Below are 16,779 nucleotides of genomic sequence, written 5' to 3'. Positions count from 1 at the left end.
ACGCATTTAAATAAAACAAAACAAGCCTAAAATTAACAATATTAAAATATTTTAACACAAAAGAATAAAACAAATAAAATAATAGTAATCATAAAAAAAACGACTAAAAAAAGTCGTTTTAGTAGAATTAAATTAATTCATAAATCGTATCTGGCGTATAATTAGTTTCGGAACCATAAATTATCCAATCCGTCAAAAAATCCAACGAATAGGTTTTGACATCATTTTGTTTTAAAGCTTCAATCCAATACGGCTGATTCAATAAAAGTCCTGTAATATTATCCAATTCGTCAATATGAGAAACTTCAAACCATAGATGTTCTCGACTATCACCACTGTCAACTTGAATCCCTAATTTCACTAAGAAAGACCAAGCATCTTTTTCATCTTGATTGGCGTTGAAATTTTCTAGAAACACTTTTTTAAACGAATGAAATCTATCATAAGCAAGCGCTGCCATTCGTTCTGTTTCAGCATCACTTATAAAATACATTGGGTTATCAGCTAATGTTTTTGCATAAATTTCTGGAGAGACTATTTCATCTTCTTGAACTGCAAACAACACACCTGACGGCCCATAATTCTCTTCTTCTGGATTTCGTTCATTCAAACCACCTAAAATATTTGGAGGAAATTGCATGACAGATTTCTCCCAACGTTGCCAACAAAAACTCAAACCTAAACCATCATAACCAACATCAAAAATTTCATCTTCTTGCTTTTTTGTATCAGAAGTTAGAAATGAAGTTGCTACAATATTTAACACATCATAAAATTGTTGCGCGCCACTTTTGATATTTAGAAACTCCAATTCAACAGCATTACAACGATGCAAACCATGTGTGTGCAACCAATAGCTTCTGTTATCTTCTTCGCCTTCATAAACCGAATGAATCACATATAAATACGACGGCGCTGGAGGAATGTGAGATTTAGATGTAATTTCCACCCATTTTCCAGAAAGAATTCGCATGGGCATATAATCAAAAACCACCGAAGGTTTTTCGACAATTGCCTGCATAACTTTTAATTGCAAATGATAACTATCTAAATAATCGTCAGAGAAATACTGACTGGTTTCTAAGAAATATTTCTGTTTTAAATACGCTTCTCTTTCTTCGTCAGAAATTCTATTTCCCAATTGAAACTCATCTAAATCGCGATCGTAATTCACAAAAACCATCAAATCCAAATGAAAATCAACTTCTTGATATTCGACTTCTATTTGATATTTCTGAAGAATAAACTCTCGGTCTTCTTCATCGATTTCGGCAGTTTCAAACTTAACCAACTTAAAATCTTTGCGATTTTCCAACGCCGTTTTCATTGCATTTTCTTCAAACACAAAATTTTCATCCGAAGGAAAGATAGCCATCTCTGAAGCTAATCTTATACCTTCTGTTTCAATTAATTCGTACAAATCTTTTTCTTCTTCCATTTTAATTTTTTCTTAAATATACAAAAAAAAGCAGCTAAAAAATAGCTGCTTAAATTTATGATTTTGAGTCAATTTCTTCTTGAACTTGCTCCCAATCCAACATCAATTGTTCTAAATCCTTTTTCTTTTTTTCGTATTGAGAAAAGAAATTTTTATCGTTAATTAATTTTTCATAATTAGCAGCCAAATCGGCATCTTCTTTTTTAACTTTCTTTTCTAAATCAGCAATCTGACTTTCGATTTTACTTAATTTATTCTGAAGTGTTTTAAGTTTCTTTTGATCTTCGTAACTCAATGTTTTAGCAACATTTTTAACGTCTTCTTTTTTAGAAACTTTTACTTCATCTACTTTCTCGAATTCACGCATATTTTCAACATTGCGTTGCTCTAAGAAATAGTTGATATCACCTAAATATTCTTTGATTTTTTCGTCTTTGAATTCATACACTTTTTCAGACATTCCTTGCAAGAAATCACGATCGTGAGACACTAACAACAAAGTTCCTTCAAAGTTCTTTAAAGCAGCTTTTAAAACGTTTTTAGATTTAATATCCAAGTGATTTGTCGGCTCATCCATCAAAAGCACATTAATCGGTTTTAAAAGCAGTACGCAAAGCGCCAAACGATTTCGTTCACCTCCCGAAAGTACTTTAACTTTTTTCTCTACATCATCGCCACGGAAAAGAAAAGCACCTAACATATCGCGAACTTTAGAACGGTTTGAATCTGTTGCCGCATCAATCATCGTATCTAAAAGTGTTTTCTCACCATCTAAATATTCAGCTTGATTTTGCGCGAAATATCCCAACTGAACATTATGTCCCAACTTGATATCGCCAGTATATTCAAACTCTTTCATCACAGCTTTAATGAACGTTGATTTCCCTTGTCCGTTTTGACCAACAAAAGCAATTTTAGAACCGCGTTCAACCAATAAATCAATATCAGTTAAAATACGTTTTTCTCCATAAGCTTTTGAGAACTTTTCTGTTTCAAGAACTACACGTCCTGGTGTAATCGAAACTGGAAAACTAATATTCATAACCGAATTATCATCTTCATCCACTTCGATACGTTCTACGCGGTCTAATTTTTTAATCAACGATTGCGCCATCGAAGCTTTAGAAGCTTTTGCACGGAATTTAGAAATCAATTTTTCGGTTTCTTCTATTTTCTTCGCTTGATTTTTCTGAGCTGCTAATTGAATTTCACGAAGCTCTTCGCGTTGAATTAAATATTCGGAATATGGTTTATTGAAATCGTAAATCTTACCTAACGAAATTTCGATGGTTCGATTGGTCACATTATCTAAAAACATTTTATCGTGCGAAACAATTACCACAGCTCCTGGAAACGTTTTTAAATACGACTCCAACCAAATAATACTTTCGATATCCAAGTGGTTCGTTGGCTCATCCAAAAGCAGTAAATCGTTATTCTGAAGTAATAATTTTGCTAATTCGATACGCATTCTCCATCCACCAGAAAAAGTTTCGGTAAGTTTATCAAAATCGGCACGTTTGAATCCTAAACCTAAAAGTACACGCTCGGTATTTCCAACGTAATTGTAACCACCGATTATATCGAAATGATGCGTTAAATCACTTAATTTTTCAATGATTTCAGAATACGCGTCACTTTCATAATCAGTACGCGTCACCAATTGCTCGTTAACTTCAGCTATTTCACGTTCTGTTTTTTTGATTTCAACGAATGCCTGATAAGCTTCTTCAAGAACGGTGCGTCCTAAATCGAAATCAACATCCTGACGAAGAAAACCAATTTGCAATGATTTCTCGGTTGCGATACTTCCAGAATCTGGCTCCACATCGCGAGAAAGAATTTTTAACATCGTTGATTTTCCAGCTCCATTTTTTCCAACCAAACCAACGCGGTCTCCGGCTCCTAAACGAAAAGTAACATTTTCAAACAAATATTCTCCCGAAAAAGAAACCGATAAATTATGTATGTTTAACATTTTATATATGAATTGAACAACTATTTTAGTTGCATTTTTTTGTAATAACGATTGATATCTACGTTTTGATCTAAAGGAATTTCGAATTCAATTTTCAAAAATAACAAATCAGATAAATAAGGTCCAAGCAAAACACCACGCGTTCCCAATCCATTTAACAAATGAAGTTGTTTGTGCTTGTAATGTGTTCCGATTAATGGACGACGATCTTTTACCGTTGGACGAATTCCAGCCAAATGTTCAACCACTTCAAAATCGCAATCGATTAAATCACTTAAACCTTCTAACAATTCGTTTTTTGCTTCTTGAGTTTGAACGTCAGATTTGTCTTGCCAATTATATGTTGCGCCAACTTTATACAAATCGTCTTTGAACGGAATGATAAAAATTCCAGATTTTACAATTTTATCTAAATTTAAATCAGGAATTCGAACAATTAAAAGTTCTCCTTTTGTACCATCTAACGGTAAGTTATTGAAATACGGATTATTTAGCATCGAAAAACCTTCGGCAAAAATAATATTCTTATATGAATTTCCATTATAAATCACAGAATCATTTTCGAATTCAATCGCATCATAATGAAAAGTTTCAAATGACAAAAGATTCAAATTAAACAGAAAATTTTGATATGAAGTAACAAAATGATTTACATCTAAAAAACCCGTTTGATAAACCTCTCCAAATCCAAAGTCCGAAGAGATGTGATTGATTTTCACTTTTGAAATTTTATCTTTCAGAAAATGACTTAACGAAGGTTGATCACATGAATGAAACCAATTATTTTGTTCTTCGACAGATGCAAACTTTCTAAATATTGGAATTTCGTAAAGAAATTTAGTTTTTAAATCCGATTCAATATTTTTATAAAAAGGCATCGCAAGTGCTAATTGCTCATCGGATTTCCAGATAGAAGTAAATCGTTTTAACACCACCGGATTAAACATTCCGCCAGCAACTTTAGAAGATGTTCTGGTTTTGTCATCAATCATAGCAAATGATTTGTTGTGTTTTAAACAAAAATCCGCAAAACACAAACCTGCAATTCCACCACCAACAATTAAATAATCTGTCATATTATTCATATAAAAAAACTCTTACCTTACGATAAGAGTTTTATATTAAGATTTTACAAAATTAGTAATTCCATAAATCATCTTCAAAGTTTCTGATAGATTCTTTGATACGTTCAGCTTCTAACAACTGCTCCATAGCATTTTCTCTAACGTAATCTTCGATAGCGGCATCACCGTATTGATTATCAGTTTTATAAATTACACTATTGAATTTTCTTGCATTAAATAAATAATCGAAACTTACTTTTTGAGCAGGATTTCTTTCGTTATATGCATAGTTTTCGTACAATACTTGACGAGCACCAGGGAAGAAAACCCAGAATAATGGAATTTCACTTTCGTAATCTGTACCAACCGTATTGATATCTACAACAATTGGAGCTAATCCAAGCAAACGATATTTCATCTCACCTGCATTTCTATCGAAATACCAAGTTCCCATGATGCGATATTCTTTTACATCGCTAGGTTTCAACTGAGTTCTAACAATATATTCATCAGGCACTTTATTTCCATACATTAAGTATTCTTTACCTGTATCAGTAGTATCAGTTCTATAGAATTTACTATCTAAATCTTTTATATCTAATTTAGATCTGAAATTTTCGTCAGAATAAACTTCTGTAATTTCTTTATTCATGATAGCCTCTTTCAAAATATCAAACAAAGGCTTTCTATCTACAGTAGCACGTTCAGGGTAGTAATAAACAAAATTAGAACGCTCATTTAAAGGAATTCTTTCCCAAACTTTCTTTTCAAAAAGAATGTCGTTGTCATTCACTTTTTGGTAAGCAATAGGCCCTTCAGATTTAGCAATAATCTCTTCCATTGGTTTTAAACCAATTTCACTTGCAGATTGTGCATTCAATAAACCTGACTGAGCAAACATAGTTACACTTGAAAAAAGTGATACTGCAATTAATGATATTTTATTAAATGTCATAATATTAAATTTTAAATATTATTGTATTGTATAAGTTGCGTCAGAAGCTGTTTTCATTGGAATATCTGCACCCGTTAACTTAGTTTTTATTCCAGTAAAACGAACTACATCACCAGGCTTTAAACGTTCAGCCATTCTTCTAGCTTCATCGTTCCATCTACCACCTGATAATTTAGTAGAACCTATTCTTGGGAATACTGCGATACATTCTGTAACAGAAATATTCACTTCGAAATCGAAATCTTCCATTTTAGCACCAATAGTAGAAATCAACATGTTTTCAACTGGGCCTTTAGCTGCGTATTCACCGCGAATTGTACCTCTTGCTGCAGGAATTGTTTTCACACGGAAAACTTGTTTATCAGAAACTACTTTACCGTCTGGTAATGTTCCACTAGCAGTAATTGTTACTTCACGACCAGCAGTTGGTTTTAAAATATACTTTCCTTCTCCAACTTTTCTTAAACCACCAATAGAAGATGTAACGTTTACTTTATCATTAGAAACCCCAGCAAATGAAACTGAAATTGGGTTATCTAATCCAATATAAACAACATTCATTTTTTCAGCTGCAATTGTTGCTGAATTTGGACGAGGAACAACAACATAGTTCGAGTTTTGAACATCAACTACTACTGGCTTTCCATCTTCCATGAAAGTAAACTTACCATTGAATTTGTGTTCTCCAACAGAACCAGCAGTCATGTTTAAAACAACTTGACCATCAACGATGTTTTTAGTATTGACAGCACTTCCGTTTACAACAACTGATGTTGGAACTGTTGATTTATCGAAACGACCTAAAACAACTTTACCTTTAATTGGTTCTCCTGCAAAATATACCGATTTATCTGTAATAACAAATGCTTGGTAATTTTTCATAGAAGCTGCTTGTTTTAATGTATTTCCTAAGAACATATTAAAAGCCTCAGCTTCGATTTCTCTAACATCGTTTTGTAAAGCAGATAATTTAGCTAAAGATGCAATAGAAGGAAAACCTTTATAGTGATAATCTAAAAATGGTTTTGTAATACCTTGAGAATCTTTGATATCTTCTGTACTAAATTTAGCATCAATATTTTCAACTAAAAATTTATACGAAACATCATTACCTAATACTTTCTTTACATCTTCGCGATATTGTGCAAATTTTTTGATGATTTCATTTCCTTTATCAGAATATCCTTCACCGGCAAACCAACCATAATCAATTGCTTCACCTTTATCCATTTGCTCATAAGGCATTTTTCCTGTTTTTTCGTCTAAAACAACTTTTTCAGTCAAAGAAGTTTTAAGTGTACCTATATAATTGTAAAAATCATTTGAAATTTTACTGATTTGTTGCGCCTTTTCATAATCGCCTAAATAACGAGCTGGATCATCTTCAGCACGATTAGCCATTGCATTAAGTAAATTCTCATTTACTAATTGAGCCGTTTGATTTGATGCTTCAAACTTTTCATTCATCAATCCAAAAGCCGTCAAAACTTCTTTCGACATATTAAGAGCCATCATCGCGATGAACACCAAATACATCAGGTTAATCATCTTCTGTCTTGGGGTTTGTTTTCCTCCTGCCATTTCTAATTAGATTTTTTTAAAGATTAATACTAATTAGATGCTTTACCCATTGCAGATAACATTCCACCATAAACTGCATTTAAAGTTGACAAGTTCGAAGTCAACGACTGCATTTGTTCTTTTAACTTTAAGTTATTTTCTGCAACCTCACGGTTAATATCAGCATTTTTAGTTGCGCTGTCTAATTGAACTTTATACATAGCATTTAAAGATTCTAACTGCGTAGCAGCTAAAGTCATTTCTTCAGCATATCTATTAGAAGAAGCCACAGCATCAACAGTTGGAGCAATACCTTTAGCAGCAGCTTCAAAGTTTTTGATACTATTACTTAAACTAGCCATCAATTGACCATCAATTTTAGCGTCTCTTAAAATTTTATCTAATTTTTCAGATAACATACCACTTTCTTCTCCTGAAGAAGCAACACTTCCTGAATAAACTGGAGCAGTCGTTTGAAAAGAAGAAGCAGGAACAGCTTTTTGATTAGAAACTGGTGCAGTTTGTTGAACTGAAATTGGTGTTGTTCCAGCAACAGAAGAAGTTTGAACTACTCCACCTACTTGCATTTTACGAGGCTCACCACCTTTTAATTCAGGATAAACACGAGACCAATCCAAATCTTCATCTACTGGTTCGAAAGCTGAAATAGCAAAGATTAACGCTTCTACCAATAAACCAACTGTTAACATGTTATTACCATTCAAAGGTCCTAACTCAATATGAGTAATTTTAAATAAAGCTCCAACGATTACAACCGCCGCACCCATACCATAGCAGAAGTTCATTAATTTTTTAGGTATTGCCATAATTCTAATTTATTTAATATTTTTTTATATAGTTTATAGAGATTTAATTTATTAACGTTTATTTCTTCCGCTTGCAGCTGAAGAAGCTTCACCACTATTTGGCCCAGGTGCAGATACTACGTTTCTGAATCCAATGTAGCTACGAGATGAATCAGCGTTTTCTTTATCACGAGTTGAAACTCTTAAGAAATAAGAAACATCTCTCCAAGAACCACCACGAACCACTTTGAATGGATTTGCAATAGTTGCTTTATCTTTAGGTTTTAAAGCCGAATTTAATAAATAAGCAGATTCATCGTAAGGTGTGTTCGTCCACTCTGCAACGTTACCAGCCATATTATATAAATTATAACCATTAGGTTTATATGATCTTGCTTCAGCTGTAAACAACGCTCCATCTTCAGCATAATCACCACGGTCTGGTTTAAAGTTTGCTAAGAAACAAGCTTTCTCATCTGTTGTATATGGACCACCCCAAGGATACATTCCTTTTTCGATTCCACCACGAGCTGCATATTCCCATTCTGTTTCAGATGGCAAACGATATTCGTTTAAGGTAACGTTTGCTTTACGAGATTTTAAATGTGAGTTTTTATATAAAGTTCTCCATGCAGCAAAAGCTTTTGCTTGATACCAGTTAACACCAACTACAGGATATTCTCCGTAAGCTTCGTGCCAAAAATATTCGTCATGCATTGGCTCATTATAAGAATAATTAAATTCTTTTACCCAACGAGTTGTATCAGGATACACGTTTACAATCTCTGTTTTTAAATATTTAGATCTTCTATCTCTAGCACTTGTATTGTTATCTCTAATAGCAGATTCTTTATCCATCCAAGAATACTTGAATTTTAATTTTGAAACATCAAAAGATGGAACACCAAAAAATGAATCAGCAGATGGAATTGTTAATGAATCCATAACCTCAGTATAATATTCATCAGGATATCTTTGAGGATTATCGATTAATCTTGCATTCTTATTTAATCTTCGCCCTGCATATTCATCTTGATCCATAGCCATGCTATAGTAGTTATCATACATATAACGATCGTAAGCAGATTGATTCTGATTTAAAGAAGGATCTTGAACCTCTTGAAAAGCATATAATCCAATTCCTCCAGCACTTGCGTCCATTCCCATTTCGTCAGCCATGATAGCTAATCGTGTACGGACAATAGAATCTCTAACAAAATCAACAAATTTTCGGTACTGATTATTTGTAATTTCAGTTTCGTCCATGTAGAAAGAACCAACAGTTACTGTTCTAACAGGAGCATCTTGAGCGCCTAATAAATCTTCATGAGTACTTCCCATTGTAAAAGTCCCACCTGGAATGTAAGCCATCCCTTGTGGCTTTTCAGTAATCCATCTTTTACCTTGAGCACCGTTTAGTAGCTCACCTCTGTCTCCAGAACCACAACTGAATAACAATGAAACAACTGCTGAAAGTGTAATGAACTTCTTCATATATTTCTTGGGGTTTATAATTTTAATTATTTCGAAAGCGTAAACCTATTTATTTATTTTCAATTATACAACGAAAACAAAAAAAAAATTAATTTTTATTTAACAATTAATGTTTTATATTAAGTTACATCAATTGTTTTTTAACTGCGCGCCACCATCTTTCAGGAATAACTTGACTTAAAGCCATCTCATAATCGGAGTAGGAACATGGAAACAAAACCTTACGTTCAGAAGACAAATCATCTCCAAACACCTCTGTTTCAATCCACCAACGATCTGAACGATCACTTTTGTAGAAAATTAATTCTTGTTCTTCTAGCGGAACTATATATTTAAAATAAGATATTTTGCTAATATAGGGATATTCATTCATTCTGAAATTAAATCCCTCACAAAAATACCATAAAATCTGAGCAATCAACAAACTTTCTTTAAAATCGTTGTTAATATTAAAAATCCCAAACGAACTCACACGGTCACTTATACCAGAATATCGTGCTAAAGCGCAAATTTCACGTCCATCAAAGCCATTTGGATTGTACTTTGTAAAACTTCCTAAATCAGAAGATTTAATAGCATTCAAATCCAAACTCACAACATCAGCATCTCTTAATATCGGCTCAGTGATTTGTATGTTATTTACAACTTCGCCTAAACGATAAGCTTCAAAATACATTTTATCAATCAAATCTATTTCTTCTTGCGAATTATAATACGTTTGGTATCCAATATTACAAAAATTATATAAATTATTTGGCTCTTCCATAATAATTCTTGAAATAAAAGATTCCGATGGATTTACCATATCCGAAACGACATCAATTTTACTATCGATTGACACAAAATTAACCATCTGTTCAAGAGCGTCATAACCACGATAAATCGCATAAGTTAAATCTTGAGAACCTCCTAAAACCAAAGGAATTATTTTATTTCTCAACAAATCTGCAATTACATTTTTTAGTAAAAAATAAGTATCTTCTACAGAATTTCCAGCTTCAATTTGTCCTAAATCGACTAATTTAGAATTCCAATTTCCAGGAAACAAACTATAAAATTGTTGCCTAATAAATGTAAAATCCAACTCTATTTTTGATGGATTATTCCCTCGTGTTTCATTTACAGTTAGTAATGCAAACGAAAAACCTTCTAATTCTGGAAAAGAATCTTCTGTATGAAAAACCGTATTCTTACCAATTGAATGATTTGGTAATGTATTTACAAATTCAATTATATCATTTGAAACAGGTTTTAAAAAATCATAAATCATTTCCTATTTCTTTTTGGTTGTTGTTTTTTTAGCTGTTGTTGTTTTTTTCGCTGGAGCTTTTTTTGCTGTCGTTGTCTTTTTAGCAGCTGTTTTTTTAGCAGGAGCTTTTTCCTCGATAAGTTTCTTAACCTCATCCAAAGTCATTGCTGCTGCATCTACATCTTTAGACAATTCGATTTTTATTTTTCCTTGTAAAATAACCGAACGTCCCCAACGTGCTTTTTCAACTCGAATTCCTTCCTCTTCCCAATTGTGAATAACCTTATCAATTTCTTTTTGAAGTTTTTCTTCAATTAATGTATTGATATCACTCTGAGAAAGATTATCAAAATCGTATTTTTTATTTACGTTAATAAACATTCCATTCCATTTGATGAATGGTCCGAAACGACCTACTCCTTTTTGAACAGGTAAAGTATCGTAAGTTGCAATTGGCGCATCTGCTTTTTGTTTTTCTTTAATTAAAACAACCGCACGTTCCATATTTACATCTAACGGCTCTTCTCCTCTTGGAAGTGAAATAAACACAGAACCATGACGCACATAAGGACCAAAACGTCCATTATTCACCTCAACTTCTTCACCTTCAAATTCACCTAACATTTTAGGTAATAAAAACAACGTCAATGCTTCGTCTAAAGTAATCGTTCCAATATTTTGATCGGGACGTAAACTTGCAAATTGTTTTTCTTCGTCTTCAGCATTACCAATTTGAGCCATTGGTCCAAATTTCCCTAAACGAACTAAAATAGGTTTACCTGATTTTGGATCCGTTCCTAATATACGTTCTCCTGATTCACGATCAGCATTTTGTTCTACATCTTTTACAATCGGATGAAAATGACTATAAAAATCATTCATCATCTTAGTCCAATCTTCGTTACCTGCAGCAATTTCATCAAAATCTTCTTCGACCTTTGCTGTAAAATTGTAATCCAAAATAGATTCAAAATTCTTAACTAAGAAATCAGTAACAATAATCCCGATATCTGTTGGAATCAACTTTCCTTTATCAGCACCTACTTTTTCAATCTGAACCGAAGCTTGTACTTCATTCCCTACCAATCTCAGAACTTCATATTTACGTTCGGTTCCTTCAGCAGTTCCTTTTTCGATATAATTTCGTGCAACAATCGTAGAAATTGTCGGTGCATAAGTTGAAGGACGACCAATCCCTAACTCTTCTAATTTTTTAACCAAGGCAGCTTCTGTATAACGAGCAGGCGGACGAGAAAAACGTTCTGTTGCAATAATTCCGTTATTTTGCAAAGGTTCGTTTACTTTTAAAGCAGGTAACATTCCCTCTTGTTCTTCTTCGTCATCATCATGACCTTCAAGATATACTTTTAAGAAACCTTCAAAAAGTAGCACTTCTCCAGTTGCATGAAAATGCTCTTTATGTTTATCAGCAACGATATTTACATTGGTACGTTCTAAAGCTGCATCACTCATTTGAGAAGCCAAAGTACGTTTCCAAATCAAATCATACAATCGTGCTTGATCACGATCAATATTTACCGAATGACGCGACATATCCGTAGGACGAATCGCCTCATGCGCTTCTTGAGCTCCTTTAGCTTTTGTAGCATAAACTCGAGGTTTGCTAAATTCAGCGCCGTATGATTTTATAATCTCTGCTTCAGCCGCAGCCATCGCATCTTGAGAAAGATTCACACTATCTGTTCTCATATAAGTAATCAATCCACTTTCGTATAAACGTTGTGCCAACATCATCGTCTGACCAACCGAATAATATAATTTACGAGAAGCTTCTTGTTGTAATGTTGAAGTTGTAAAAGGTGCAGCAGGAGATTTTTTTGTCGGTTTTGTTTCTAAATCCGAAACTTTAAATTGCGCACCGATATTTTGTTGTAAGAAGTTTTGCGCCTCTTCTTTTGTTTTAAAATTTTTAGGAAGTTTCGCTTTAAAAGACTTTCCTTTTTCTGTAAAAAAATCAGCAGTTACACTAAATGAACCTTGTGGCTTAAATGCATCAATTTCTTTTTCACGCTCAACAATCAAACGAACTGAAACAGATTGCACACGACCAGCAGATAATCCGCTACGAACTTTTTTCCATAAAACTGGAGACAATTCATAACCAACTAAACGATCCAATACACGACGTGCTTGTTGCGCATTAACCAAATTATAATCAATTTGACGAGGATTATCAATCGCTTTTAGAATTGCAGTTTTAGTGATTTCATGAAAAACAATACGTTTTGTATTTTCCTCTTTCAATTTTAATTCTTCCGCCAAGTGCCACGCAATCGCCTCACCCTCGCGGTCTTCATCGGATGCTAACCAAACCGTTTCTGCTTTTTTAGAAAGATCTTTTAATTTTTTTACAACCGCTTTTTTATCAGGCGAAACTTCATATTTTGGTTTGAAATTATTTTCGATATCAATACCCATTTCCTTAGCAGGAATATCGGCTATATGACCGAAACTAGATTCAACTTGATAATCTGGTCCTAAAAATTTCTCTATTGTTTTTGCCTTAGCAGGCGACTCCACTATCACTAAATTCTTTGCCATTCTTCATTTTTTTGTGAGACAAAAATATAGGATTTTTTTAATATAAAAGATTTTTCAATTTTAAAATTGCGATTTTTCTCATACCTTAATATATATACCGAGTTAAATCATTTAAAAAAATCAAGAATACTGCTCTAAATTTTCAAGTAATTTCGCCTTTATTTCAATAACCAAATCCTTAGGTTCTAAAACTTTAACTTCTTTTCCCATAGCCAAAATTTCCATTATAAAATCATACGTCGGAATTAATTCTAACGAAATGATAAAATTTTGATTTTCTTGACGAATTAATTTTTGAGATTGATGTAAAGGAAGCGTTTCTAAATATCGATATTGACTTTCGGAACATAATATTTGAATTTTTTCTATTTCTAAATCTGATTTCAAAATTCCAAAAACATGTTGATATTCTTTCTCAACATCAAAATTTATTTTGGTAAAAAAAGCGTCTTTCAAAACATCTAATTTAGAAATTCGATCCAAACTAAAGGACTTCACAATTTCATCTTTTAAATCTTTTGCTAACAAATACCATCGATTTTTAGATTCTTTAATTGCAATCGGACAAACCTTTCGAATTGAACTTTTTCCACTTTGATTTAAAAAATTTAAATAGGTAATTTCAACCACATTTAAGTTTTTTATCGCCTTAAAAATTTCCGAGAAATATTCTGTCCCATTTGCTTTTCTTTTTTCAAGAAAAACAATTCCTTCAGTTTCGTTAGAGCTTTTAATTAAACTGGTAATTTCAATCGCTTCTAGTAGGCGAATTTTCCCATCCTCGCTGTAAATTTCTTTAATGTAATATTCGTTCGTTGAACGATTACAAGCAATCTCAATTCCAAACAACGAATCAATTTCTTTGATATCGCGTTGAAATGTTCGTTTCGAAATCACAAAATCTTCGTCTGCATCACTCCTATTCTCTAGTTTTTGCAAAACTTCATCAAAAGTCAATCGAGCACCATTTCGAAACATATCAACAATCAAAGCCAATCGGCTAAAAAAAATATTTTTAGACATTATAAATTCTTTAGATAATTAAATAATTCATTTTTAAAAACAGAAATTGGTACACCGTGCGCCATTTCTTGATTTATTAAAATCGTAATTTGAGAATCGGTTTTATAATTTTCTAAAAAGCTGAATGTTTTTTCGTTCGGAACCACATCATCTTTCGCTCCTAACAAAATCGTAATTTTAGTTTTATGAAAATTTCCGTTCGGAATTTCCTGAAAAACCGAACGTTCTTTCAAAGCCGGATTAAACAAAAACGCAGGTTTATTCATCATTTGTGAAAGATAAAATCCAGCAAAACCACCCATACTACTTCCGATGATTACATCGAATTTTTCATTTTTATATTTTTCGTAAACTAACGAAATGCAATTTTCATCAGCGAAATAATCTAAATCTGGCGCAATCACTTCACCAAAATCTTCAAGAATCAATCTTTTTTCGGCACTTAATTTACTTTCTAATCCGTGTAAATATAAAATTCTCATATTCGTATTTTTGAATGTATTTTGATATAAATTTTCGATTGCCTGAATCCCAAACATATTGATTTTTCGAGTTCCAATTCCCGCAAAATTATTTGAAGATATTCGAGGTTCTTGTTCATAAACTAAAAATTCTTTTCTAGTAAAATTCCAGTAATACCAACGAGTTTCATTCTGGTCAAAAACATAAACCGGTTTATTTGAATCAATAGCCATCTGAACCGCCCAACCTGTTCCGCCTTTTACAAACTGTAAATCATTGGTTCGTTTTATAGTTCCGACGGCAAATATCTCATTGGCATGTTTAACTTGAAACCAATTGCGAGCAAGTAAATTTATCATACGATGGTAACGAAATCGCTGTAAAGTAACATTAGCTCTTTCAACCATTTGGCAACCTTCGTGAAATTCAGCCTGATTTAATTCTTTTTTATTTTCGGCATAATGATGTTTCGTTTTGTAAGAATACGCTATCGTTTTCACATTAAAATCTTTCCCAAAAATCTCAAAATAATAATCAGCTCCAGCAGCACCTCCAGAATGACAAACAAACTCTTTCATCTACAAATAATTTGGTTAAAATTACAAAATTAAAAACAGTAAAAGACAAAAAATGTCGCTTAAAAAATATTTCACACAAACCACAATGACATCTTGTCATTAAGAAAAAATATATTGTATCTTTGCGAATTGATTAGTACACTTTTAGGCGATTTATGGAAAAGGTAATTGAAGAAAATAAACAAGGAACAAGCTTAGTTCTAGAACAAAAAGCAGATAATAAAAAGAAGCTTTTTATTGAAAGTTATGGTTGTCAGATGAACTTTTCTGATAGCGAAATCGTGGCTTCAATTTTAGCAGACCAAGGATACAATACCACACAAAATTTAGAAGAAGCTGATTTAGTTTTAGTAAACACTTGTTCTATCAGAGATAAAGCCGAACAAACCGTTCGCAAACGTTTAGAAAAATACAACGCAGTTAAGAAAATCAATCCAGGAATGAAAGTGGGCGTTTTAGGTTGTATGGCCGAACGTTTAAAAAGTAAATTTTTGGAAGAAGAAAAAATTGTAGACATGGTTGTTGGACCAGATGCTTACAAGGATATTCCGAATTTATTAGCTGAAGTTGAAGAAGGTAGAGATGCTATTAACGTGATTCTTTCTAAAGAAGAAACTTACGGAGACATTGCACCTGTTCGTTTAAATTCGAACGGAGTTACAGCATTTGTTTCAATCACTCGTGGTTGTGATAATATGTGTACATTCTGTGTTGTTCCGTTTACACGTGGACGCGAACGTAGTCGTGAACCAAAAAGTATCATTGAAGAAATTCAAGATTTATCTGCTAAAGGATTTAAAGAAGTTACTTTACTAGGTCAAAACGTTGATAGTTATTTATGGTACGGTGGCGGCTTAAAGAAAGATTACGAAAAAGCTACTGAAATGCAAAAAGCTACAGCAGTTGATTTTGCTCAATTATTAGATACTTGTGCTTCTCAATTCCCAAAAATGCGTTTCCGTTTTTCAACTTCGAATCCTCAAGATATGCACGATGAAGTTTTACATGTTATGGCAAAACATCACAACGTATGTAATTACATCCATTTACCGGTTCAATCGGGTTCAACTCGTATCTTAAAAGAAATGAACCGTCAGCATACACGCGAAGAATATATGGAATTGGTTGACCGTATTTACAAAATCGTTCCAGGCATTTCATTATCTCAAGATATGATTACAGGTTTCCCAACCGAAACTGAAGAAGACCATCAAGATACTTTATCATTAATGAAATATGTAAGATATGATTTCGGTTATATGTTTGCGTATTCTGAAAGACCAGGAACTTTAGCCGCTCGTAAATTAGAAGACGATGTTCCAGAAGAGATCAAAAAACGTAGATTGCAAGAAATTGTAGATTTACAACAAAGTATAGCATTAGAAAGAACCAAGCGTTTTGTTGGACAAACCGTTGAAGTTTTAATTGAAAAAAGTTCAAAAAAATCGGACGAACATTGGTCTGGAAGAAATTCTCAGAACACAACAGTAGTTTTCCCTAGAGGTGCATATAAAGTTGGAGATTTTGTAAACGTAAAAATTACCGATTGTACTTCAGCAACTTTAATTGGTGAAGCTATCGGATATAGCGAAATGCAATAATTAAAATTT

12 protein-coding genes are annotated in these 16,779 nt (G+C 32.9%); 1 reads left to right on the top strand and 11 read right to left on the bottom strand.

Going from position 1 to position 16,779, the window contains the following annotated elements:
* Positions 1 to 127: 127 nt before the first annotated feature.
* The 11 genes from HW119_RS06480 to HW119_RS06430 all read right to left on the bottom strand — a co-directional run bounded on the left by HW119_RS06480 (position 128) and on the right by HW119_RS06430 (position 15,169).
* On the bottom strand, positions 128 to 1,438 hold the full coding sequence (locus HW119_RS06480) for a DUF4026 domain-containing protein (RefSeq protein ID WP_177762300.1): 1,311 nt from the start codon (positions 1,436 to 1,438) through the stop codon (positions 128 to 130).
* A gap of 55 nt (positions 1,439 to 1,493) precedes the next feature.
* Positions 1,494 to 3,416, bottom strand: coding sequence for an ABC-F family ATP-binding cassette domain-containing protein (locus HW119_RS06475; protein WP_177762298.1), 1,923 nt, complete (start codon positions 3,414 to 3,416; stop codon positions 1,494 to 1,496).
* A 20-nt stretch (positions 3,417 to 3,436) separates the two neighbouring features.
* Positions 3,437 to 4,492, bottom strand: coding sequence for an NAD(P)/FAD-dependent oxidoreductase (locus HW119_RS06470; RefSeq protein WP_177762295.1), 1,056 nt, complete (start codon positions 4,490 to 4,492; stop codon positions 3,437 to 3,439).
* A gap of 61 nt (positions 4,493 to 4,553) precedes the next feature.
* Positions 4,554 to 5,435, bottom strand: coding sequence for a gliding motility protein GldN (gldN, locus tag HW119_RS06465; RefSeq protein WP_177762293.1), 882 nt, complete (start codon positions 5,433 to 5,435; stop codon positions 4,554 to 4,556).
* 18 nt (positions 5,436 to 5,453) lie between these two features.
* Positions 5,454 to 7,016, bottom strand: a complete 1,563-nt coding sequence (gene gldM, locus HW119_RS06460; RefSeq protein WP_177762291.1) for a gliding motility protein GldM — start codon at positions 7,014 to 7,016, stop codon at positions 5,454 to 5,456.
* A gap of 29 nt (positions 7,017 to 7,045) precedes the next feature.
* Positions 7,046 to 7,822, bottom strand: coding sequence for a gliding motility protein GldL (gene gldL, locus HW119_RS06455; protein WP_177762288.1), 777 nt, complete (start codon positions 7,820 to 7,822; stop codon positions 7,046 to 7,048).
* 51 nt (positions 7,823 to 7,873) lie between these two features.
* Entirely contained in the window at positions 7,874 to 9,295 is a 1,422-nt protein-coding gene (gldK, locus tag HW119_RS06450) for a gliding motility lipoprotein GldK (protein ID WP_177762286.1), read from the bottom strand.
* Positions 9,296 to 9,419: 124 nt separating this feature from the next.
* Positions 9,420 to 10,565 (bottom strand): formimidoylglutamase, encoded by a 1,146-nt coding sequence (locus tag HW119_RS06445; RefSeq protein WP_177762284.1) that lies wholly within the window; start codon positions 10,563 to 10,565, stop codon positions 9,420 to 9,422.
* Between the two features lie 3 nt (positions 10,566 to 10,568).
* Positions 10,569 to 13,106 carry a type I DNA topoisomerase gene (topA, locus tag HW119_RS06440; RefSeq protein WP_177762282.1) on the bottom strand — a complete coding sequence of 846 codons (2,538 nt, stop codon included), beginning with the start codon at positions 13,104 to 13,106 and terminating at the stop codon, positions 10,569 to 10,571.
* A 120-nt stretch (positions 13,107 to 13,226) separates the two neighbouring features.
* On the bottom strand, positions 13,227 to 14,129 hold the full coding sequence (locus HW119_RS06435) for a helix-turn-helix transcriptional regulator (protein ID WP_177762280.1): 903 nt from the start codon (positions 14,127 to 14,129) through the stop codon (positions 13,227 to 13,229).
* A complete protein-coding gene (locus HW119_RS06430; protein ID WP_177762278.1) occupies positions 14,129 to 15,169 on the bottom strand; it encodes a YqiA/YcfP family alpha/beta fold hydrolase in 1,041 nt (346 codons plus the stop codon). Before HW119_RS06430 ends, HW119_RS06435 begins: the two co-directional genes overlap by 1 nt.
* A 155-nt stretch (positions 15,170 to 15,324) precedes the next feature.
* Between HW119_RS06430 and miaB the strand changes: the two genes are divergently transcribed.
* A complete protein-coding gene (miaB, locus tag HW119_RS06425) occupies positions 15,325 to 16,770 on the top strand; it encodes a tRNA (N6-isopentenyl adenosine(37)-C2)-methylthiotransferase MiaB (RefSeq protein ID WP_177762276.1) in 1,446 nt (481 codons plus the stop codon).
* The last annotated feature ends 9 nt before the right edge of the window (positions 16,771 to 16,779 follow it).

This window comes from Flavobacterium sp. I3-2, from assembly GCF_013389595.1.
Taxonomy (GTDB): Bacteria; Bacteroidota; Bacteroidia; order Flavobacteriales; family Flavobacteriaceae; genus Flavobacterium.
This window is presented reverse-complemented; position numbering and strand designations above follow the sequence as displayed.

Excerpts from the sequence above, each read along its gene's own strand:
- HW119_RS06480 (WP_177762300.1), bottom strand. The coding sequence starts at position 1,438 with ATGGAAGAAGAAAAAGATTTGTACGAATTAATTGAAACAGAAGGTATA.
- HW119_RS06475 (WP_177762298.1), bottom strand. The coding sequence starts at position 3,416 with ATGTTAAACATACATAATTTATCGGTTTCTTTTTCGGGAGAATATTTG.
- HW119_RS06470 (WP_177762295.1), bottom strand. The coding sequence starts at position 4,492 with ATGACAGATTATTTAATTGTTGGTGGTGGAATTGCAGGTTTGTGTTTT.
- gldN (WP_177762293.1), bottom strand. The coding sequence starts at position 5,435 with ATGACATTTAATAAAATATCATTAATTGCAGTATCACTTTTTTCAAGT.
- gldM (WP_177762291.1), bottom strand. The coding sequence starts at position 7,016 with ATGGCAGGAGGAAAACAAACCCCAAGACAGAAGATGATTAACCTGATG.
- gldL (WP_177762288.1), bottom strand. The coding sequence starts at position 7,822 with ATGGCAATACCTAAAAAATTAATGAACTTCTGCTATGGTATGGGTGCG.
- gldK (WP_177762286.1), bottom strand. The coding sequence starts at position 9,295 with ATGAAGAAGTTCATTACACTTTCAGCAGTTGTTTCATTGTTATTCAGT.
- HW119_RS06445 (WP_177762284.1), bottom strand. The coding sequence starts at position 10,565 with ATGATTTATGATTTTTTAAAACCTGTTTCAAATGATATAATTGAATTT.
- topA (WP_177762282.1), bottom strand. The coding sequence starts at position 13,106 with ATGGCAAAGAATTTAGTGATAGTGGAGTCGCCTGCTAAGGCAAAAACA.
- HW119_RS06435 (WP_177762280.1), bottom strand. The coding sequence starts at position 14,129 with ATGTCTAAAAATATTTTTTTTAGCCGATTGGCTTTGATTGTTGATATG.
- HW119_RS06430 (WP_177762278.1), bottom strand. The coding sequence starts at position 15,169 with ATGAAAGAGTTTGTTTGTCATTCTGGAGGTGCTGCTGGAGCTGATTAT.
- miaB (WP_177762276.1), top strand. The coding sequence starts at position 15,325 with ATGGAAAAGGTAATTGAAGAAAATAAACAAGGAACAAGCTTAGTTCTA.